We start from the raw sequence: 19,773 nt of genomic DNA on the forward strand, positions 1-19,773 counted from the left end.
CTCACCTCGCCCGGTAGTCGCTCATCGCCGCCCGGGCGCGCTCCGAGAAGAACGCGGGCCCGACCGCGTCGGAGTGCGCCAGCCCCTCGGGCGTCAGCCGCAGCACGCCCACGGACTCGCCCGCGCCGTCCAGCCAGCCCCTGACCCGCAGTTGCTCCAGGTCGCCCGCGAAGTCGTCCTCGGGACGGGTGCCGAATCGTTCGCGGTACGAGGCGGCCGCCAGCCCCTCGGCCTGGAGCAGCGACTGCACGAGATGGCGGCGGCGCGACTCCCGCGCGTCCATCCACCAGCCGACCTCGGCCACGTCGAAGTCGGACGCGGGGCGTGACACGTAGTCGTCCACGATGCCCCTGATCTCCGTCATCGACACCGCGTAGTCGAACGAGTAGTGCAACCGCCGGGTGTAGGAACGCGAACCGCAGCCCAGGCCCACCATGCCATCGGTCTGACAGCAGTACTCGGTGCCCGCCGTGCGGCCCGCGCCCGGCACCGGTGCCACGCCCGCCCGGCGGAACATCCGCATCGACACCTGCTCGTAGCCCGAGGCGAGCAGGTGGTCGCGGCCCGCGCGGTACAGCGCGAGACGTCGCCGGTCCCACTCCGGCTCCGGCGCGTCCGCGCCCTCCCGGCGCCCGAGACCGGTCAACGGCCGCACGTAGAGCGGGTAGAGGTACAGCTCTTCCGGCTCCCAGGCGAGCGCCGCGTCGAGGGAGGTGCGCCAACTCGCCGCCGTCTGGCCGTCGATGCCGTAGATGAGGTCGATGTTGAGCACCGGGACCCCGGCGTCCCGCACCCGGCCGAGGGCGGCTTCGACGTCCGCCCTGCGCTGCGGGCGCACCGCCGCCCTGGCCTCGTGCGGCACGAAGCTCTGCACGCCCAGGCTCAGCCGGGTGGCGCCGCGCGCGGCGAGCACGGCGAGCCGGTCGGCGGTCGCGGTCGCCGGGGACGCCTCCACCGACAGCGGGACCGCGCTCAGGTCGGCGCCCATGCGGACCTCGGCGATGTCGCACAGCCGCTCCAGCTCCGCGGCGGTCAGGAACGTCGGCGTGCCGCCGCCGAAGGCCACCTGCGCGTAACGGGCGCCGGGGCCCAGCGCGGCGGCCACCCGCGTAGCCTGCCGCTCCAGCGCGTCGAGGTAGGCACCCGTCAGGCCGTCGGGGGCGCCGATGCGGGTGAACAGGTTGCAGAAACCGCAGCGCACCTCGCAGAACGGTATGTGTGCGTACAACGACAACGCGTCCTTCGGCTCGTCGGCCCACACCCGGTCCAGCCGGGGACGCGGATCCAGCGGCCGGTAGGCGGTCTTGTGCGGGTAGGCGTAGACGTAACTCTGGTACGGGGACTCGTGAGACGCCTTCGGCACCTGCGGTACATGCGGCGTCTGCGGCGTCGGCGGCTCACCGGGGTGCGCGGCCGGGGCGGGGTACGGGGCAGTGCTCATCGTCGGGCTCTCTCGTCGGAGTCCTGCCGCGCGGCCGCGGGCAGCGTGAAGTGGGCGTACGGCACCGTCCACACGGACTCGTGGCCGATCCGGTGACCGCTCCAGCCGTCGTCGCCGTAGGCGGTGCCGTGATCGGAGCAGACGATGGCGAAGCAGGGGCGGCGCTGTGCCATCGCCGCGAAGAGCCGCGGCACGTGACGGTCCACGTACTCCAGCGCGGCGGCGTGCGAGGCGCGGGTGTCGCCGTGCTCCTTCGTCGCGCCCGGCAGATGGTGCCAGTTGGGCTGGTGCAGCGCGGAGACGTTCACGAAGAGGAACAACGGCTGCTCGGGCGCCTGCCGGGCGTGTTCCTCGGTGATGCGTTCTGCGAGTGCCACCTGCGTCTCGAAGGACGTGGCAGAGGTGACGCCGGTCTGCGGGCTCCAGTGGCTCTCCTGGAACAGACCGGGCAGCACGGACCCCAGCGCGGCCGTCTTGCTGAAGAAGCCGACCCCGCCGACGCACACCGTCCGGTACCCGGCCTCGGCCAGCCCCGAGACCAGGTCGGGCGTGTCGTAGACGAAGGACGTCGTCGCGGTGGACTCACTGCCCGCGAACCGCGCCGCGAACAGCCGGGGATGAGGCCCCGGCGAGTCGGCGGGCGTGGGCAGGAACCCGGCGAAGATCGCCTGATGGGCCGCGTAGGTGAAGCTGCCCGGGCTGTGCCGGCGCTCCCAGCGACCGCCGGGCAGCCGGGCCGCCAGGTTCGGGGTGCGGCCGGCCGCGGCCAGCTCGGCGGCCACGTCGTACCGCAGGGTGTCGAGGGTGACGAACAGGATGTCGTGGCTGCCGACGATCCGGCGCATGTCGACGTCGGACGCCTGCTCCTGCCGGGGCCACCCGGCAGGTGAGGGATCGTTCACTTCGGTGTTCCTTCTGGTGTTCCTTTTGCTGGTCGCGGTCCGTCCGCTGTTTGTGTTCTCGGTCTGTCCGCCGTTCGCGGGCTGTCCCGCGCGCGCAGCACGGCGGCGGTGAACGCCGCGTACGTGTCCGCTCCTTCGGCGCCCGAACCGGGCAGGCCGGTCAGCCCCGGCAGCAGGTCGCCGAAGGCGTTGACCTCGCCGACCGCGTGCCCACGCAGGTTCGCCGACGGCAGGACGTCGACCGCGACGACCGGGCTGCCCGGGAAGAGCCGGGCCGTGCGCTCACAGGTCTCCAGCACGGCGGGCCACTCGGGCCCGCTCGCGTCCCGGAACGCCGACAGGTCGCCGCGGGCGCCGCCGAGGTGGAGGTTGGTGACGGGATTGCGGCTGGTGCGCAGCACCGCGTGGGTGGCACGCCCGGCGGTGACCACGACCCGCAGGTCGCAGGGCTTCCCGTGCGGCGACGCCTTCGGCAGCCACCGTTCCACGTGCAGCCGCTCACCGGCCAGCACGTCGAACAGCGCCCGCAACTGGGGCTCCTGCGTGTAGCGGCGCACCCGCAGCGAGTTGAACAGCGCCGGGCGGCCGTCGACTGCGGTGCCCAGAGCGGCGGACGTGGTGGCCCGCGCCCGGCCGCGTGGACCCAGCTCCACGGCGACCACACCGGAGGCGGACGAGGCGTGAGCGGGCTTGACGAACGCCCGGGGCATCCCCGCCGCGAGCAACCGCTCCCGCAGGTCGTCCCACCCGGTCACCGGCTCGCCACCCTGATCGAGCGCCCGCGGCACGGGCACCGCGGCGTCCGCGAGCAGCGCGTGGGTGCGCCGCTTGTCGAACATCACCGCGATCTCGTCCGGGTCGGCCAGCAGGACGCACCCCGGCACGGCCGCCGCCGTACGGGCCAACTCCCGCAGGGCCGCGGTGAACCGCTCGTACCACGCCGTGCCGCCGCCGACCCGCGTGGAATCCCAGCCGCCGCCCAGCGCGTCACCGCGCAGCAGCCGGTCGACCCGCTCGTCCTCGCCGGGCGAGTCGATCCGCAGCAGCGTCCCGGGCGCGGGTACCGCGCCGGGTGCGCCGCGCAGCACGTCGGCCCAGGCCAGCACGGCCGGCTCCGGCCCGCCCGCGGCCAGCACGGCGGTCCGGAAGAGGCCCACCCGGCGGCTGCCGGGATTGCCGACCACGGTGAAGCGCGCGGACCGCCGCGGGTCGGGGGCGAGGCGGCGCCCCGCGGGAACGATCGAGGTGGCCAAGGTCTACTCGTCCACCGCGACGTAGTACCAGGCCTGCCCGTCGTACTCGTCCGGCTTCTCCTGCTCGCTGAGGTCCACCGTGACACCGGCCGGCTCCAGGGCCTCACGTATGCGCGCGACCATGCCGTCCGACAGGAAGTGGTGGTGCAGGTCGAGTTCGGCCAGGTGGGTCAGCGACTGCCCGCCCAGGAGGGCTTCGGCACCGGCGTCGGTGAGGGTGCCCATCGAGAGGCTGAGCGAGGTGAGTCCCGGCACCACCGCGGCCCTCGCGACCGCTTGCGCGATGGCGTCCTGCGACTCGCTGTCCTGGAGCCCGAGATGACGCAGCGACGGGAAACGGCCGGCCTCCAGCAGCGGCGCGATGTCCTCCACCGTGGCGTCGCCGCCGTAGTTCTCCACGCCGAGCCACAGCTCCAGCCGCTCCAGCGCGGGCAGTTCACTGGACGCTATGCCGCGCACCACGGCTGCGGACATGCCACCGGACTCCAGCCGCAGCGTGCGCAGGTTCGCATGCCGCACCGGGGTGAACTCGCGGTGGCCGCCGCGGGCGCCGAGCTCCTCCAGTCCGGGGAAGGCTTCGAGGACCGGTGCGAGGTCGGTCTGCTCGATCCAGGAGATCTCGTTCTCCTCGGAGACGATGTCCCCCAGGAAGAACGCCTTGAGCGAGGGGAGGCGGTCGGCCGACTCGACCAGCCGGGCCACCTCCGCGGACGCGTCCTCGTCGTACATGTGGTCGCTCCACGGCCCGAATATGAGCGCGGTGACCCGGCTCGTGTCGACGGACTCCAAGAAGACCGGCCAGATGGCCTCGATGTCCTTGTCGGCCGACCAGTCGTGCCCCAGCCGCCAGGCGACCTCCCCGGCCGCGGGCAGCCCGTCCTTCCGGCCCTCCGCCGGGAACTCGAAGACCTTCAGGCCGTGGAACTCGGTGAGGTGTTCTACACACATCGGAATCGCTCCTCGCACGCCGCGGAATATGTGCCAAGTCCTATCAGGAGGCACTGACAATCCCGTTGCCCGGAGGGGCGGATGGGGCGTGACGAGGGAGGGAACGCTGGGTCGACTGCCGCGGTCAGGCGCCGTGCTCACGCACCGCGAGGGGAGGGCGGCGCGTCCGAGGCGGAGCCGTCGTCGCGCCCGGAGCCGGAGCCGTTGCCCGGGCCTGAGCCGTCCTCGTCGTGGTGGCGGGCGCCGCGGTAGGCGAGGCCGCCCATCATGACGACGAGGGTGCCGACCACGAAGGCGATCACGGCCAGCGAGAAGCCGATGGTCTCCAGAGCGATCATGCCGACCCCCTCGGAAGGAACGGCCCGGGTGAGAGTCCCGTGCGCGGGCCCGGTCCCTGCCAGGCTAACCCGCGCCCCCGCCCGCCGCGATCCAGACCGCTGCCCGCACCCCGTACGGCCGTGGCCGCCTCCGCCAGAGCTGCGAGCTGCGGGGCGGCCACGGACCTGTGAGGGACTTACGCGGCCCGCCCGGGGCCGGGCAGGAAGCCGGTGCCGACGAGGTACGACAGATACGTCAACAGTGTTCCGTCAGCAGCGTCCGTTCCGTCAGCGCGGGCAGGTGCGGACCCGCCGCCACCGCGCGGCGATTCCGCGACGAGTCGAGCGACCGGTCCTCCCGGACGGTGGCGCACGCCGCGCGGATGCCCGGCAGCGATGTCAACGCGGCCTCCACCTTGCCGAGTTCGATGCGGAGGCCGCGCACCTTGACCTGGTCGTCGGCGCGCGAGAGGTATTCCAGCTGCCCGTCGTCGTTCCACCGCACCACGTCCCTGGTGCGGTACATCCGGCCACCGGCGGGACCGAACGGGTCGGCCACGAAGCGGTCGGCGGTCAGGGCGGGACGGCGCAGGCGGGAGAGGAGGGAACCGCTGAGGCCGTCGATGGCGACGTCGTGGTGGCGCACGTACCACCAGTGCAGTTCGGGACCGAGCCTGAGCAAGGCGTACGTGCGTCGGGGCGCGGTGATGGTGTCCACCGTCGCCATGTCGTCCGCCATGTACCGCTCGGCGGGGGCGACCGGGTCGGCCCGCGCTGAGGTCCACGCGGTGCACATGAGTGAGTGACCCGCGCACCACCCGCTGGTAGACGGCATCGTCCTGGCTCACGAACTCGGTGTTGATGCTTCCACAGGAATCACCCAGCTTTTCGACAACCCTTTCGAGGTTGTTCATCGAGCGGCCCGCGGATCTCTACGCATTCGCCGATGTTGCACTTCGGACTCTTCGGATCGATTGCCTGCCCGTCCCACACGCATTCCTGCGAAGCGGTGAGGGGGAGGAGGCGGTCCTCGGCTTCGTGCCTGGTGCTTCTGCCCTTTCAGGGGTGGCTTCCGGATATTCCATTTGGGCATGGCGAAGCCATCGGGGGCACTCGTCGGATGTTCCCGGGCAGCGTCGCTGCCGCCGGACAAAAGAACCTCGTCCGGCGCACATGATTTCGCGCACGGCTTTGCCCTGTGGAATGGGGATGACCAGATGATGAACCGGAACCGAGCGGTCGGGTCGGACGCGGTCCGCAGGAGCTGCTGCGGACCGTCCGGCCGCGAGAGGGCCGGAAGCGCGGTGGGTGCGGTGGCCTGCGTGTTCAGCCAGTTGCCAGCCGTTTTTGCGGCCGACCGGGTCGAGCAGGGCGCGGACGTAGTCACGCATGCGGCGTCGCAGGTCGGCGCGGCCGAAACGGTGGCCGATACGCAGGAAGAGGTCGTTGAGTTCACGGTCCCAGGTCGCGTCGGCGAGGTCATCGATCACACGGGGAGGCTGCCCTCATCACCGCTCAGGCAGTTCCCGGTGCCACTCGTTGGAGGGGCGGTCAGTCAAGACTGCCCCTGACACCCTATCAGCCAACTACACTCCCCGACGACGCCTCTGACCAGGCAAGATAGCGAAACGCTGCTGGAGTACTAGGGCGTGTATCGGGTCGTGATCAATATGGCGGTTTCTGACTCTCGGTGATTTGCGATCCTGTAGATCGTCTTGCATGACGCGAGCGCAACTGAGAGATCGAGAGTGGGAGTTCATCGAGCCGTACCTGCCGATCGGCGAGTACGGCCCGTATCCGGTACGGCTGCGGCAGCAGTTCGAAGGCGTGGTCTGGAAGTTCCGCTCGGGAGCGCAGTGGCGGGAGATGCCCGCCGAGTTCGGCGCCTGGGACCGTTCACAATTTGTAGAGGGCATCCGGTCGGCGCTGCGGACACTGGTGGTCCTGGCTCAGCTGCCGCCCGCTGGCCGGGCAGTGGCGCGGAAAGCGGTGGGTGACTGTCCGGTGTGGACGATGAAGAAGGTGGAGAAGTTCGACGGGTCGCGGAAACCAAGGCGGCGGGCGAGGCGGGCGACCGGCTGGTCGGTATGCGCGAGCAGCCGGCGGGCTTCGAGGACGAGCCGGCGGTTGATGGCCTGCTTCGGTGACTCCCCGGTGGCGGCCTGGGTGGCCCGGTTGAGCGTGCGGGCGGAGTAGCCAAGCCGCTGGGCGTAGTGCTCGACATCGTGGGCTGTGGCGAAGTCCCGCTCCAGGAGGTCCCGGAACCGCGCGTCGAGTCCGGTGGGATCGGGCCGCCTGGGGTCCGGGGCGTGCCGGGCCAGTTCCAGGATGAGCAGAGACAGCAGGTGGCGCAGTGTCTCGGTCTGCACGACCGTGGGCCGCCCGGAGCCGGCCGCCCGGGTGTATTCACGCCGGAGCGCGCGCCGGGTCGGCTCGAACGGACCGGTGGCTTCGACCGGGCCGCCGTGGTCGCCGGCGAGGCCGGCCGCGTGCGTGCCGGGGATCAGGAAGTCTGGCTGGAACAACACCAGGTCGCCGGTGGCCTGTTCGCCGAACACCTGGACCCGGCCGGGCCGCACCCACAGCATCGATCCCATGGCCAGGTGGTGTTCCTCGAAGTCGACGGTGTGCGTCGTGGAGCCGCTGGTTACCAGCACCAGGAGGTGGAAGGCGGGGCGCTGAGGCGAGCTGAGGTAGCCCGGAGGTGCCATCGCCCACAGTTGCGCGATGGTCATCACCTCGATATCGAACGGTGTCGGCGCCTGGAACGGCACCCGGCGGATCGCCTGTCTTGTTTTCACTGGTCCAGGTCCCTTCTCCACCAGCGCTGATCCCTAATCTGATCACTGTATTCAGTGATCGCACGAGAAGGGGCCACAGGTATGACCGAGCTGCAACTGACTGATTCTCGCATCAAAACCGGAGCAGCGACGCTGCATGTCGAGCAGACAGGCGAGGGCACACCGGCGCTGGTGTTCCTGCACTACTGGGGCGGGTCGACCCGGACCTGGCACCCGGTGTTCGAACGCCTGGCCGGTCAGGGGCACTGCGTGGCCATCGACCACCGTGGCTGGGGCCGGTCGACCGCGCCCGCGACCGGTTACGCGACCGGCGATCTCGCCGATGACGCGCTGGCCGTGATCACCGAGATGGGTTTGACGGACTACGTGCTGGTCGGGCACAGCATGGGCGGCAAGGTCGCGCAACTGATCGCCTCCCGGCGCCCGGCCGGGCTGCACGGCGTGGTCCTGGTTGCCCCGGCACCAGCCAAGCCCGCATCCGTCCCCAGCGAGGTCCGAGCACAGATGGCCGCCGCCTATGACAGCCGTGAGTCCGTACTCGCCACCCTCGACGCCGTCCTCGCGCACGCGCCGCTCGGGGCGGAGATCCGCGAGCAGATCGTCCAGGACAGCCTCGCGGGTGCCGAACCGGCCAAGCACGAGTGGCCGGCGCGGACAATCCTCGAGGACGTCTCGGCCGACCTCGCCCGGATCGAGGCCCCGGTCCTTGTCGTGGCCGGCGAGCACGATCGGGTCGAGCCGGTCGACCTGCTGCGCAGCCACGTGCTCGCGACCATTCCCGGAGCGCAACTGGAGGTCATTCCCGGCGCTGGCCACCTGCTGCCGGTGGAGAAGCCCGATCAACTCGGTGATCAGATCGCGACGTTCCGGAAGCAGATCGGCTGACATGGCACTGGTCAAGATCACCACGAGCGAGGCCGCGTTCGGCGGTCACGACCCGGCGCGGATCGCTGCCGCGCTCGGTGGGCTGACCTATACCGCGGAGGGATTCCGGGACAGCGCCATCGCACCCGAACTGATCTGGGTGCTGTTCGAGCAGTTGCCCGCGACCGCGTTCCTCAAGGCGGCCGGCCTCCCGCAGAAGCCGCTCTACTACGTGGAGGTCAGCACACTGCGCGGTGCCATCACCGAGGACGCGAAGCTGGACCTGGGCGCGCGGATCACCCGGGAACTCATGGCCGTCGAGGGCTGCGCACCGACCGACGAGAACACCCAGCGCATCTGGATCCGCTTCATCGACATCGCCGACGATGACCTCGTCGTCGGCGGACAGGCCACGTCTCTGGCCACGCTGAGGGCGCTGATCGCCTCGGCAGGCCGAGGAAAGGAAACACCGGTGGATCACGCGATCATCACCGACCCGGCGACCTTCGCCGGCGCGTTCGACCAGGCACTCAACGCGGGCGACCTGGACCGGCTGCACAGCCTCTACGACCCGGACGCGACCATGCGGACCTCCGATGGATCGGTGGTTCACGGGCACGAACAGGTCGGCCAGGAGCTGAGGCGACTCATCGCGGCCGACGCGCGGCTGGAGAACCGGACCCGGCACGTGTTCCGGCAGAAGGACGTGGCCCTGATCGTGGTCGACTACACGCTGCACATCACCACTCCCGACGGGCAGCGAGTCGACACCCAGGGCACCGCCACCAACGTCCTTCGGCACACCTCAGGGCTCGGCTGGCGCATGATCATCGCCAACCCGCCGGGCATCGCCTGACTGAACGCACCCGGTCACCGCACCAGTACCAGCTGATCAGGCGGTTGACCAGCCGCCAACAATTCCTGATCCGAAGGGGGTGTGCAGATGACGATGTTCGTCCAGGGTGGCCACTCGGCTCCTGTTTGAGCTGCCCCGAGTTTCGTGGAGTCCGCGATCGTGTGATCAAGCGGTCTGCGGGGCTTCCTCCAGTTGCGCCCAGTACGCCTGTTCGTACTCGTTGGGCGGTACGTAGCCGAGGGCGGAGTGGAGTCGTTCGCTGTTGTACCACGCGACCTGTTGGAAGACGGCCCGCTCGACCACGTCGAAGTCTCGCCAGGGTCCCTGATGCTCGGTCAACTCTGCCTTGAACGTGCCGTTGAGGGCTTCCGCCGTCGCGTTGTCGTAACTGTCTGCGACGGACCCGACCGACGCGGAGGCGCCGACCTCGGCGGGACGCTCCGTGTATCGGATGGACACGTATTGGGCGAGTTCAACCGGTGGTCGCAACACCGGGCTGTTGTCGTGAGCGTAGCTGTTCCTCGAATACCTCGGTCGGTGTCCGCCAGCCGAGGACTTCGCGGGGCCGGTTGTCGATCGCCAGGGCGACGGCTTCGAGGTCCGCGGACGACCACCGGGAAAGGTCGGTGCCCTTCGGGAAGTACTGACGCAGCAGCCCGTTTGTGTTCTCGTTCGTCGGTCGTTGCCAGGGCGAGTGCGGATCGGCGAAGAACACCTTCGTCCCGGTGTCGAGAGCGAACTGGGCGTGGCCGGAGAGTTCCTTCCAGCGGTCCCAGGTGAGGGTCTTGCGTAGCGACGGATCAGGCCGGCCAGACGAGCGCATCGCCGGCCGCAGCGCCCGGTCAGCACGCCACTGCCGCCGAAGTCCTACGGGCGCATCGCCGGTCTTCCTGCTCCAGCCCTCCGGAGCAATCTTGAACACCTCCGAAATCAAGGTGGTGCGACGATCGATTGAATTCGCCTTGAGACCCGCGGTCGCTGTGATGGACCAGGTCGGCGTCCTTCTTGATCTTTTCTATCACTGTGCAGCGGAGACGTAACAGCGATTTTCGCGGGCCGGCCTCCACCTTCGCGGCGCGATGATCTGGATCAAGGACCTCACCAGAGCTGTCGCTTGATCACGACCAAATACGCGCCCTAGTCGGTCTGCCGGGCCCGCATGGCGGCGACGAGACTGGCCGGGCGCATGTCGGTCCAGTTGGCCTCGACGAAGTCGAGACACTCCTGCCGCGAACCCTCGGGTCGCGCCACTTCCCACCCCGCCGGCACCTCGGAGGTGGCGGGCCAGAGCGAGTACTGACGCTCTTCGTTGACCACAACGACGAATCGAGCAGAATCATCGTCAAAAGGATTGCCCACGGCTTCCCTGTCTCTTCTCGTCCACGGGCCGGTTGGTGTCCAACGAGAGGCCGGGACGGTTGTGCGCTCCCTGACCATGCGCTCCGGCGCGCTCGATATTCCGTCCGGTATCGATCGAGCGTGAGTACGCTACACCACCAAATCTTCACACCGGCGCGATTCGCGAATCCTACGCCCGGGCCCACCCTCTCCATGCGTGAACGGCGGAATTGAGCCCGCACGTCGGGGGTCCGTGGAGTCGGTCGATCGGTCCTTTCTGTCGAGTGTCGGTGGCGACCAGGGCGGTTGTTTCACAGGTTTCTCGCGGTTGTGCTTTTGGCAATCGCCAGCCCCGTCAAGAGTGGTGAAAACCGGCCACCGCACGCCCGATATGTACGTCTATGATCCCGAGTGGGGCGTAGTGCCGGGCGCTCTGACAAGCTGGGGGCGTATGGAGGCCTGGAGGCGCACGTACTTGTTGGCATCCGCTGTTTGACGCCCCCTTCGCGCCCGCTGCCATCGGCGAGGCCGCCCGATAATCGATCGCCGCAGGCCCGGTGTGCTGGGAGCATGCCGCCATGGGTGACACGTTCGAGGACTTGGTGGCGGAGGCGGAGGCCGCCTCCGTCGAGGGCTGGGACTTCTCCTGGCTGGATGGGCGGGCTACTGAGGAGCGTCCGTCGTGGGGCTATCAGCGCCTCATGGGAGAGCGCATGGCCGACGCATCGGCTGCCCTCGACATCCAGACCGGCGGCGGAGAGGTCCTGGCCGCCGTGCCGAGGCCGGCGCCCCTGACGGTGGCCACGGAATCCTGGCCGCCGAACGTCGCCAAGGCGACCCGCTTGCTGCACCCGCTGGGCGTCGCGGTGGTCGCGGACGCCGACGAGCCCCCGCTGCCCTTCGCGGACGAGGCCTTCGACCTGGTGGTGAGCCGGCACCCGGTGACGGTGTGGTGGGACGAGATCGCCAGGGTCCTGCGTCCGGGCGGTACGTATCTGTCCCAGCAGGTCGGCCCCGCGAGCGTGTTCGAGGTCGTCGAGTACTTCCTCGGGCCGCAATCGCCCGCGGTCCGCAGGGGCCGCCATCCCGACGACGCCCGCGCGGGCGCGGAGTCGGCCGGGCTTGAGGTGGTCGACCTGCGCCACGAGCGGTTGCGCACCGAGTTCTTCGACATCGGCGCGGTCGTCTACTTCCTGCGCAAGGTCATCTGGATGGTGCCCGGATTCACGGTCGACCTTTACCGGGACCGACTCCGGCAACTGCACGAACGCATCGGCGCGGAGGGCCCGTTCGTCGCCACCACTACGCGCTTCCTCATCGAGGCGCGTAAGCCGAGCTGAGCGGAGAGCGTGGGGGAGGGGCGTCGTCGGCAGGGGGGCGTCGTGGGGAGGGGCGTCGTCGGGAGAGGGCGAAGGGGAGTGCGGGAGTCGGAAGCCGGAAGTCGGAAGCCGGAGGCCGGGAGTCGGAGGCCGGGAGTCGGGAGCCCGTGCGGCCGGAATCACTTCTTGTGGGCCACGACCCGACGCGTTGACAATGCGCATGCCAACTCCCGGGCAATCCCCGGGAGTCCACACCGCGCCGGACCACAGACCACGAACCACGGACAGGTCAGGGGTTCCGGGCGGACATGCGGAGAGGACCCCCCACATGAACAAGCCTCTCGTCGCCGCTCTCGCCACGCTGGCCCTGGTGGGAGCGAGCATCTCCACCGCTGCGGCGGTGCAGGCCGACCCGGCACACTCCGACCCGGCACACTCCCCGGGTTCCCCGACTCGTACCGTCTCCGTCCATCGCGCCCCCGCCGGCGCGGCCCGCGCCGACACCGCCCGCACGGGAACCACTCGCACGGGAACCACTCTCACCGGCACCGCCCCCAGGGCGACGACCGACTTCTCCGGCATCGTCGCGCTGGACGACTGCTCCGGATCGCTCATCCGTGTGCCCGCCTCGTCGGTCAACGACCCCGCGCTGGTGCTGACGAACGGCCACTGCCTGGAGACCGGCATGCCGACGGCCGGTCAGGTGATCGTGAACCAGGCCTCCAGCCGCACGTTCACCCTCCTTAAGTCCAACGCGGCCAAGGCCGGCACCTTGCGCGCGACCAAGGTCGACTACGCGACGATGACCGACACCGACATCACGATCTACCAACTCAACGCCACCTACGCCCAGATCGAGCAGCGCTACGGTGTCAAGCCGCTGACGCTCTCGCCGGACCACCCGGCGGCCGGGACCTCCATCGCCGTCGTCTCGGGGTACTGGAAGACCGTGTACGCGTGCGGTATCGACGGGTTCGCCTACCAACTGCACGAGGCCGACTGGGTCTGGAAGGACTCGGTCCGTTACACCTCCGCCTGCCACACCATCGGCGGCACGTCGGGTTCGCCGGTCGAGGACGTGGCGACCGGGCAGGTGGTCGCCGTCAACAACACGCTCAACGAAGACGGTCAGCGCTGTTCGCTGGACAACCCCTGCGAGGTCGACCAGAACGGCCAGGTGACCGTGCACGAGGGCATCGGGTACGCGGAGGAGACCTACGGCATCGTGCCGTGCGTCGCCCAGGGCAACACCATCGACCTGAGCCTGCCGGGCTGTACGCTCCCCAAGCCGTCCTGAGTCGTGGCCGCCGCCGAGTCGCCCTGAGCGGTCACGCGGTGCCGTCCTGTGTCGTCTTGAGCAGTTCGCCGCCGCGCTGTTCCGAGCGGTGGTCGCCGCCTCCACCCCAGGGTGGAGAAGCGCCCGGGAGGGGTGGAGGCGGAAGGTGGAGAGGGGCCGCCCGGATCAACCCGGCGATCAACCCGTCGGCTGAGGACGCGGCGGCCCGACCGGAGCAGTCTGGTGCCGTGAACACCACCGACTACCTCATCAACGGCATCCTCGTGCTCCTCGTCGTCCGGCAGATCCGGGCCCGGCGCCTGGACATGACGAGCCTCGTACTGCCGGTCGTCCTGGTCGGCGGCGCCGCCGCGTACTACCTGCGTTCCGTGCCCACCGCGGGCAACGACCTCACGCTAGAGCTGACGTTGGGCGGTTCCGGCGCGCTGCTCGGCGTCCTGTGCGGCCTCACCACCCGGCTCTGGCGCGGCGAGGACGGGGTCTACTCGAAAGCGGGCGTGATCGCCGCCGTGTTGTGGGTGCTGGGCATGGCCACCCGGATGGGCTTCGCCTTCGCCTCCGACCACGGTGCCGCCGGCCGCATAGCCGACTTCAGCCGGAACCATCAGATCACCTCGTCCCAGGCGTGGGTGGCGGCGTTCGTCCTGATGGCGCTCGCGGAGGTGGTGACCCGCCTGGTGGTCATCCGCTACCGCGCCCACCGGCTCGACTCCACCGCGAACCCGGCTGCCGCGGTCGCCGCGTGAACACCGCACGACGTCGGCCCGACAGGCCTTCCCGGGCCGCGACCGAGGCTCCCGACCGGACCCCGACCCCGACCCCGGCACCGGCACCGGTCCCGGACCTCGGTGTGCACGGTGCCTCCACGCCGCAGGACACCCCCGTCACACCGGGCGTCCCTGTCGCGCAAGGCGCCTCCACCGGACAGGGTGTCTCCACCGGACAGGGCGCCTCCACCGCGCAACGTGCCTTTGCCCTGCAAGGTGTCTCTTCTATGCTGCGTCCCATGAGCACGTCAGGACCCGCCGAAGGGGAGGGCGACACTCCCCGGGTCGCCGAGGCCAGGCGCCGTGCGGCGCAGCGGGAGCACCGGCAGAGTGCGCGGATGCACCTGGCGCTGTGGGTGGTGATGGGGCTCATCGTGGGCTTCGCCGTACCGGGGCGGCCCCGGCTCGGGTTCACCGGCGAAGGGCTCGGCATCAGCCTGGCACTGGCCGGTTGCCTGGTGCCGCTGAGCCTCGCGGCGCTGGACCGTGAGCCGCGGTCCCGGGCCGGTACTGCCGTCCTGCCGCTGATCGTCGGTGTCAGCGGCAACGCGCTGGCCGTGCTGCGGCCGACCTTGCTGATGGAGATACCTGTCGCGACCGCCGTGGCCATGCTCTTCGCCCGGCTCCGGCCGAGGACCGCGCTGCTCCTCGCGGCCCCGCTGGTGGTGGCGATCGCCGTGATCACCACCACCAGCGTGCCTTCCGGCATCTCGCTCCAGGCGGGACTGTCCTCCGTGCTGCTGTGCGTGGTGCTCGGCGCCTCGTACGTCTTCTCCCGGCAGGCCCGGCTCGGCCAGAACCGGACCGAACTGCTCCTCGCCGAACTGGAGGACTCCCGGGAGGCGGAGGCTCGGGCCGCCGCGGTCGCGGAACGCACCCGTATCGCAAGGGAGTTGCACGATGTGCTCGCCCAGTCGTTGTCGGCGCTCTCCGTGCAACTGGAGGGTGCCCGTAAGCTGGCCGAACGCGATCAGGTGGACCCCGCGCTGCACCGGTTGATCGTGCGCGGTGGCGAGTTGACCCGCGAGGGGCTCTCCGACGCGCGGCGTGCGGTGGCCGCGCTGCGCGGGGACGACGTGCCCACGCTGCACCAGCTCACCGCGCTCGTCGACCGCTGCCGCCGCGACCTCGGCCTGCCCATCGCGCTGTCGGTGACCGGGGAGCCCCGGCAGCTGACCCCGGACGCGAACCTGGCCCTGTACCGGGGCGTGCAGGAGGCGCTGACCAACGCCGCCCGGTACGCACCCGGTTCACCCACCGCTGTGCTGCTGCGCTACACCGCGGAAGGCACCACCCTGACCGTCACCGACCAGGGCCGACCCGCAGCCCGACGGGCAGACGGCGACGAGGGGAACGGGAGCGGGGACGACAGCGGGAACGGGTTCGGGGAGGGGAGCGTGGCGGCCGCTCGGGCGTGGACCGGCGGCGGCAACGGTCTGCGCGGCATGCGGGAGCGGATCGAACGGGTCGGAGGCCGTACGCACGCCGGGCCGCAGGGGCGAGGCTGGAACGTGGAGATGGAGATACCCGGGTGAGCGAGGCCGCAGGCGTGATCAGGGTCCTGGTCGCCGATGACCAACGGGTGACCCGCGAGGGCCTGATGCTGTTGGTCGGCCTGAACGCCGGGATGGACGTGGTGGGCGGTGCGGCGGACGGTGCCGAGGCCGTCGAGCTGGCCCGCGAACACCGGCCCGACGTCGTGTTGATGGACCTGGCCATGCCGGGCATGGACGGACTCGCCGCCACCCGGGTCCTGCGGGAGGACGCACCGGGGATCGCCGTGCTGGTGCTGACGACGTACGCGGACGACGCCTCGGTCTTCCCGGCCCTGCGCGCGGGAGCCAAGGGGTACCTGACCAAGGACGCCGGCGCCGACCAGATCGAACACGCCATCCGGACGGTGCACGGCGGCCGGACGTGGCTGGACCCGGTGGTGCAGGCCCGATTGGTCACCGCGGTCACCGATGGCCTGCCTTCCGACGGCCGGGACGCGAAGGATGAGGTCGCGACGGATGAGGACGACCCCGGGTCCGGCGCGGCGCCGGGGCTGCCCGATGGTCTGACCGCGCGCGAGGGGGAGGTGCTGCGCCTGATCGCGCAGGGCCTGTCCAACGGGGAGATCGGCGAACGGCTCTTCCTGGGCCGTGCCACGGTGAAGACGCACGTCAACCGGATCTACGCCAAGACCGGTGCCCGCGACCGGGCGCAGGCGGTCCGCTACGCGTATCGCACGGGCCTGGCACAGTAGCGAGCGCGTGCCGTGCCGCGCCGCACATGCCAGGTGAAACTGACGATGCGTCAGTTATAGTGCGTCGCAACGACATGCACCTCATCGGTGGCTGTCATATTTTCGCCATGGCGACTTCCCGTGGTGTTCGGCCGCTGGCTGTGCGCCGCTGCCGCGCCTCACCATGAACACGGCCTACCCCCACCTCCCTGACAGGAGAAGGCTTGTCATGCACACGTTTACCATGCCCGGCAGGGCGCGGCGTCTCCTTCGCGCCATCGCGGCCGCCACGGTCGGCGGCCTGATGCTCGTCGCCGCGAGTACGACCGGCGCCGCGGCCCGACCCGTCCCGCAGTCACCCCCCGGCCCGAGTGCTCCGGTGCGCGGCACGGTCCAGGGCCGCGTCCTCGGAGCGCGTGCCGTCACCGCCAGAAACCGCGCGGCCGTCGAGAGATTCCGGCAGCTGCGTTCGTCAACGCGTACACCCCGGCTGGCGGACTCCACCCATCACGAGTGGTGGGGCACCAAGGTGTCCGCCTCCAGTCACGCCCTCACCTCCGTCATCGCCACCCAGAGCGTGGACACCTCGCTGCGGCTCACCAACAGCGACGACGTCCTCTACGCGCCCACCCTCAAGCCGCGCGACGGCGCCTGCATCGAGATGGTGACCGTTCACACCAACGACCAGCCCCAGATCTGGGCGTGGGACTGGTGCACCAGCACCGGACAGGACGTGGGTGCCAGCGTCGACGTCGACAGCTCGTTCCTCAAGGACTACGGGACGACGGTGAACGGCCGCAGCGCGTACACCGTGGAGGTCGCGCTCACCGACGCCGCCAGCAACACGTGGACGGCCTACCTCTACGACTACGCGACCAAGGCCTGGCAGACCTTCTTCACCAGCGGCGGCACCGACCAGGCGGGTGTCGACTACGGCTGGGACATGTTCGAGTTCTACTCCGCGGTCGACCGCTCCACCGGCAACGTCCAGGTCTGCGACGACCTGTCGGGCCGGACGGTCGAGAGCAGCTCCCTCCAGGTCCAGACGTCGGCAGGCTGGTCGCCGGCCGACCCGGGCAACTCCTCCGCGTTCCCCAGCGATTCGATGGACCCCTCCACGTACCTGTGCAGTGGGGTGGCGAGTTCGATGGTCACGCCGAACAGCGATTGGCAGGTGTCAGTGAGCTGACGCACCCTCAACAGTGCGGCATGGGGCGGGCCTTCACTGGCCCGCCCCGTTCGCGTGCGTATGTGGTACGGGCTCCGGATCGACCTGCGTCCGGAAGCGCGCCGTCCTCACCCTCCGATCGCTGACCTGCGCGGCGGTGACCACCCGCGACGTCGCCATCGCGGAGGAAGTGACGGCGGTGGTGCGGTCGTTGGGGCTGGAGACCCGCCCCGACACCGGGCCGGTGCCGCCGCGATCGGTCCAGGTCATGGAGATCGCCGTCGACGCACTCGACATCGCCGCGATCCGGCCGTTCTGGAAGGCGGTGCTAGGTTACGCCGACGAGGCCGGGCACGACGGGCCCGAGGACCCGCTCGTCGACCCGCTGGGCCAGGGACCCGCAGTGTGGTTCCAGCGGATGGGCCGCCCGCGTCCGCAACGCAACCGCGTGCACTTCGACGTCTGCGTTCCGCATGACGAGGCGGCGGGACGCGTCGAGCGCGCCCGTGCCGCCGGAGGCCGCCTCGTCAGCGCGGACGCGCCCCCGCCTTCTGGATCCTTGCCGACGCCGAGGGCAACGAGGTCTGCGTCACGACCTGGCAGGGCAGGCCGACTGATCCGGGTGCGCCTGGTCCGACCGAAGCTCCGGCCGGACGGCCCCCACCGGGCCCGGGGTGCGTCAATCCCTACCGTGCCCCCGCCATCGGGCGTGGCGCACCGCCACGTACCAACCGTCGGAAGTCGCGGGCGGAGCCCGGTGGGGTGGGGAGGCGGCCTGCTGACGCGTCGGTGAGGAGGGAGTCCGCCGTCTCCTGGGCGCACAGGCGGTTGGCGCCGATGCCGCCGGACGGACCGCGCTTGATCCAGCCGACGACGTACGTGCCGGGCGCCGCCTCCACTCGGCCCCGGTCGTGCGGAACGGTCCCGGTCGCCTCGTCGAACGGCAGGTCCGGCAGCGGCGTGCCCCGGTAGCCGATCGCGCTGACCAGCAACTGGGCGTCGATGTCGCCCGTGGTGGTCCGCACCGAGGACACCCGGCCTAGGCCGCGTACCTCGACCGGCGCGCAGGAGAAGCTCAGCACGATACGGCGACCGGGCGGTGGGGCGGAGCCGAAGTCGACCGGTTCGATCGGCACGTCGTGCAGCAGTGCCGCGTGATCGGTGGGATCGGCCGGGTCGGCGCGGGCCAGCGCGGCGCGTGTTTCGGGGGAGTCGGCGACGACCAGCCGCACGCCGGGCAGGTGCTTGAGCGCGTGCAGTTCCGGCCAGGTGTAGGCCGCCTGCCCCGGCCCGCGGCGGCCGAGGACGACGACCTCGCGCGGACCGCCGGCCCGCAGGGCGTCGAGCGCATGGGCGGCGATGCCGGTGCCGGCCAGGCTGTCGGGGTCGACCGCCAGCAGGCGGGCGACGTCCAGGGCCACGTTGCCGTTGCCGACGACCACCGCACGCCGCACGCCGGTCAGGTCGACGAGGTTGGCGGGCGCTTCCGGGTGGTCGTTGTACCAGGCCACGAAGCGGGTCGCGGGCAGGCTGCCGGGCAGGTCGGCGCCGGGGACGCCGAGCGGCCGGGGGGCGGCCGCGCCCACCGCGTAGACCACGGCGTGGTGATGGCGTACGAGGTCCGCGTGCGTGACGTCGGTGCCGACCTCCACACCGAGATGGGTCCGCACCCGTGGGTGCCGCAGCAGCGCGGCGAAGGACTCGCCGATCCCCCTGGTCCCGACGTGGTCCGGCGCCACCCCGAACCGCACCAGCCCGCCCGCCACCGGGAGCCGGTCGATCATCGTCACCTCGGCATCGGCGCAACGCAGCAGCTCCTGCGCCGTGTAGCAGGCGGCGGGGCCGGTGCCGACGATCGCGACCCGGGGCGCGGGCGTGCCGGGTGGCAACGACCGCGGGATCCTGGGCTCGGTCCACGCCGGGTTCGGATCGCGGTCGGCGTAGTAGCGGGCGCCGCGTTCGGCGTAGACGGCGTCCGGGCCGGTGAGTGTGTCGGCGGGCTTCACCGCGTCCACCGGGCAGGCGTCGGCGCAGGCACCGCAGTCGATGCAGGTGCGCGGATCGACGTAGAGCACGTCGGTGGTGCCGAAGTCCGGCTCCCCGGGGGCGGGGTGGATGCAGTTGACGGGACACACCGCGATGCATGACGCGTCCGTGCAGCAGGTCTGGGTGATCGCGTAGGCCATGGTCCGGTTCCGTGGGAGTGACGTGGTGATGGCACGTCAGGTGTGGTGATCGGGGCGGGTGTTCGTGGACGGGCGCGCGGCGCGGGCCC

Annotated in this window: 19 protein-coding genes and 4 pseudogenes; 10 read left to right on the top strand and 13 right to left on the bottom strand. The window is 70.7% G+C overall.

The annotated features are described in order from the left end of the window. Position 1: 1 nt before the first annotated feature. The 7 genes and pseudogenes from K7472_RS09640 to K7472_RS33820 form a co-directional block, all read right to left on the bottom strand. Positions 2-1,441, bottom strand: coding sequence for an STM4012 family radical SAM protein (locus K7472_RS09640; RefSeq protein ID WP_222976203.1), 1,440 nt, complete (start codon positions 1,439-1,441; stop codon positions 2-4). Next, positions 1,438-2,286, bottom strand: coding sequence for an STM4013/SEN3800 family hydrolase (locus K7472_RS09645; RefSeq protein WP_222976796.1), 849 nt, complete (start codon positions 2,284-2,286; stop codon positions 1,438-1,440). Before K7472_RS09645 ends, K7472_RS09640 begins: the two co-directional genes overlap by 4 nt. 53 nt (positions 2,287-2,339) lie before the next feature. Then, positions 2,340-3,596 (bottom strand): STM4014 family protein, encoded by a 1,257-nt coding sequence (locus K7472_RS09650; protein WP_252395368.1) that lies wholly within the window; start codon positions 3,594-3,596, stop codon positions 2,340-2,342. A gap of 3 nt (positions 3,597-3,599) precedes the next feature. After that, positions 3,600-4,544, bottom strand: coding sequence for an STM4015 family protein (locus K7472_RS09655; RefSeq protein WP_222976206.1), 945 nt, complete (start codon positions 4,542-4,544; stop codon positions 3,600-3,602). 137 nt (positions 4,545-4,681) lie between these two features. Continuing rightward, positions 4,682-4,882, bottom strand: coding sequence for a hypothetical protein (locus K7472_RS09660; RefSeq protein WP_222976208.1), 201 nt, complete (start codon positions 4,880-4,882; stop codon positions 4,682-4,684). A 292-nt stretch (positions 4,883-5,174) separates the two neighbouring features. Beyond that, a pseudogene (locus K7472_RS33665) lies at positions 5,175-5,453 on the bottom strand (hypothetical protein); the annotation flags it as partial. Positions 5,454-6,099: 646 nt separating this feature from the next. Continuing rightward, a pseudogene (locus tag K7472_RS33820) lies at positions 6,100-6,348 on the bottom strand (IS701 family transposase); the annotation flags it as partial. A 232-nt stretch (positions 6,349-6,580) separates the two neighbouring features. On the opposite strand from K7472_RS33820, the pseudogene K7472_RS09675 reads away from it, so the two are divergent. After that, a pseudogene (locus K7472_RS09675) lies at positions 6,581-6,751 on the top strand (transposase); the annotation flags it as partial. Between the two features lie 59 nt (positions 6,752-6,810). Here the strand turns inward: K7472_RS09675 and K7472_RS09680 are convergent. Further along, positions 6,811-7,662, bottom strand: coding sequence for a helix-turn-helix domain-containing protein (locus tag K7472_RS09680; protein WP_308013831.1), 852 nt, complete (start codon positions 7,660-7,662; stop codon positions 6,811-6,813). Between the two features lie 81 nt (positions 7,663-7,743). Between K7472_RS09680 and K7472_RS09685 the strand changes: the two genes are divergently transcribed. Together K7472_RS09685 and K7472_RS09690 are read left to right on the top strand one after the other, a co-directional pair. Beyond that, the gene (locus K7472_RS09685) at positions 7,744-8,547 is read left to right on the top strand and encodes an alpha/beta fold hydrolase (RefSeq protein ID WP_222976214.1); all 804 of its coding nucleotides are present in this window, start codon (positions 7,744-7,746) and stop codon (positions 8,545-8,547) included. A gap of 1 nt (position 8,548) precedes the next feature. Further along, complete coding sequence (locus K7472_RS09690) at positions 8,549-9,382, top strand: nuclear transport factor 2 family protein (RefSeq protein WP_222976216.1); 834 nt, start codon at positions 8,549-8,551, stop codon at positions 9,380-9,382. A gap of 165 nt (positions 9,383-9,547) precedes the next feature. Here K7472_RS09690 and K7472_RS09695 read toward each other — a convergent pair whose 3' ends face one another. The 3 genes and pseudogenes from K7472_RS09695 to K7472_RS09705 all read right to left on the bottom strand — a co-directional run bounded on the left by K7472_RS09695 (position 9,548) and on the right by K7472_RS09705 (position 10,741). Further along, positions 9,548-9,841 carry an integrase core domain-containing protein gene (locus K7472_RS09695; protein ID WP_222976219.1) on the bottom strand — a complete coding sequence of 98 codons (294 nt, stop codon included), beginning with the start codon at positions 9,839-9,841 and terminating at the stop codon, positions 9,548-9,550. A 13-nt stretch (positions 9,842-9,854) separates the two neighbouring features. After that, positions 9,855-10,175: pseudogene (locus tag K7472_RS09700) on the bottom strand (IS30 family transposase); the annotation flags it as partial. A 344-nt stretch (positions 10,176-10,519) separates the two neighbouring features. Next, a complete protein-coding gene (locus K7472_RS09705; protein ID WP_308013832.1) occupies positions 10,520-10,741 on the bottom strand; it encodes an MbtH family protein in 222 nt (73 codons plus the stop codon). 557 nt (positions 10,742-11,298) lie between these two features. Between K7472_RS09705 and K7472_RS09710 the strand changes: the two genes are divergently transcribed. The 6 genes from K7472_RS09710 to K7472_RS09735 all read left to right on the top strand — a co-directional run bounded on the left by K7472_RS09710 (position 11,299) and on the right by K7472_RS09735 (position 17,519). Continuing rightward, a complete protein-coding gene (locus tag K7472_RS09710) occupies positions 11,299-12,060 on the top strand; it encodes a class I SAM-dependent methyltransferase (protein WP_222976223.1) in 762 nt (253 codons plus the stop codon). Between the two features lie 307 nt (positions 12,061-12,367). Further along, positions 12,368-13,336 carry a trypsin-like serine peptidase gene (locus tag K7472_RS09715; protein WP_222976226.1) on the top strand — a complete coding sequence of 323 codons (969 nt, stop codon included), beginning with the start codon at positions 12,368-12,370 and terminating at the stop codon, positions 13,334-13,336. Between the two features lie 227 nt (positions 13,337-13,563). Beyond that, positions 13,564-14,082 (top strand): hypothetical protein, encoded by a 519-nt coding sequence (locus tag K7472_RS09720; protein WP_222976227.1) that lies wholly within the window; start codon positions 13,564-13,566, stop codon positions 14,080-14,082. Positions 14,083-14,342: 260 nt separating this feature from the next. Then, a complete protein-coding gene (locus K7472_RS09725) occupies positions 14,343-15,638 on the top strand; it encodes a sensor histidine kinase (RefSeq protein WP_222976229.1) in 1,296 nt (431 codons plus the stop codon). A gap of 65 nt (positions 15,639-15,703) precedes the next feature. Then, on the top strand, positions 15,704-16,351 hold the full coding sequence (locus K7472_RS09730; protein ID WP_252395393.1) for a response regulator: 648 nt from the start codon (positions 15,704-15,706) through the stop codon (positions 16,349-16,351). Positions 16,352-16,559: 208 nt separating this feature from the next. Further along, entirely contained in the window at positions 16,560-17,519 is a 960-nt protein-coding gene (locus K7472_RS09735) for a hypothetical protein (protein WP_222976233.1), read from the top strand. Between the two features lie 33 nt (positions 17,520-17,552). Here the strand turns inward: K7472_RS09735 and K7472_RS32540 are convergent, their stop codons facing one another. Continuing rightward, positions 17,553-17,768, bottom strand: a complete 216-nt coding sequence (locus K7472_RS32540) for a hypothetical protein (protein WP_252395464.1) — start codon at positions 17,766-17,768, stop codon at positions 17,553-17,555. Between K7472_RS32540 and K7472_RS32545 the strand changes: the two genes are divergently transcribed. After that, positions 17,767-18,291 (top strand): VOC family protein, encoded by a 525-nt coding sequence (locus K7472_RS32545; protein WP_252395394.1) that lies wholly within the window; start codon positions 17,767-17,769, stop codon positions 18,289-18,291. The genes K7472_RS32540 and K7472_RS32545 overlap by 2 nt on opposite strands. Here K7472_RS32545 and K7472_RS09745 read toward each other — a convergent pair. After that, positions 18,185-19,684 carry an FAD-dependent oxidoreductase gene (locus tag K7472_RS09745; RefSeq protein ID WP_222976235.1) on the bottom strand — a complete coding sequence of 500 codons (1,500 nt, stop codon included), beginning with the start codon at positions 19,682-19,684 and terminating at the stop codon, positions 18,185-18,187. The genes K7472_RS32545 and K7472_RS09745 overlap by 107 nt on opposite strands. Positions 19,685-19,773: the final 89 nt, after the last annotated feature.

The sequence above is a fragment of the Streptantibioticus parmotrematis genome, from assembly GCF_019890615.1.
Classification (GTDB): Bacteria; Actinomycetota; Actinomycetes; order Streptomycetales; family Streptomycetaceae; genus Streptantibioticus_D; species Streptantibioticus_D parmotrematis.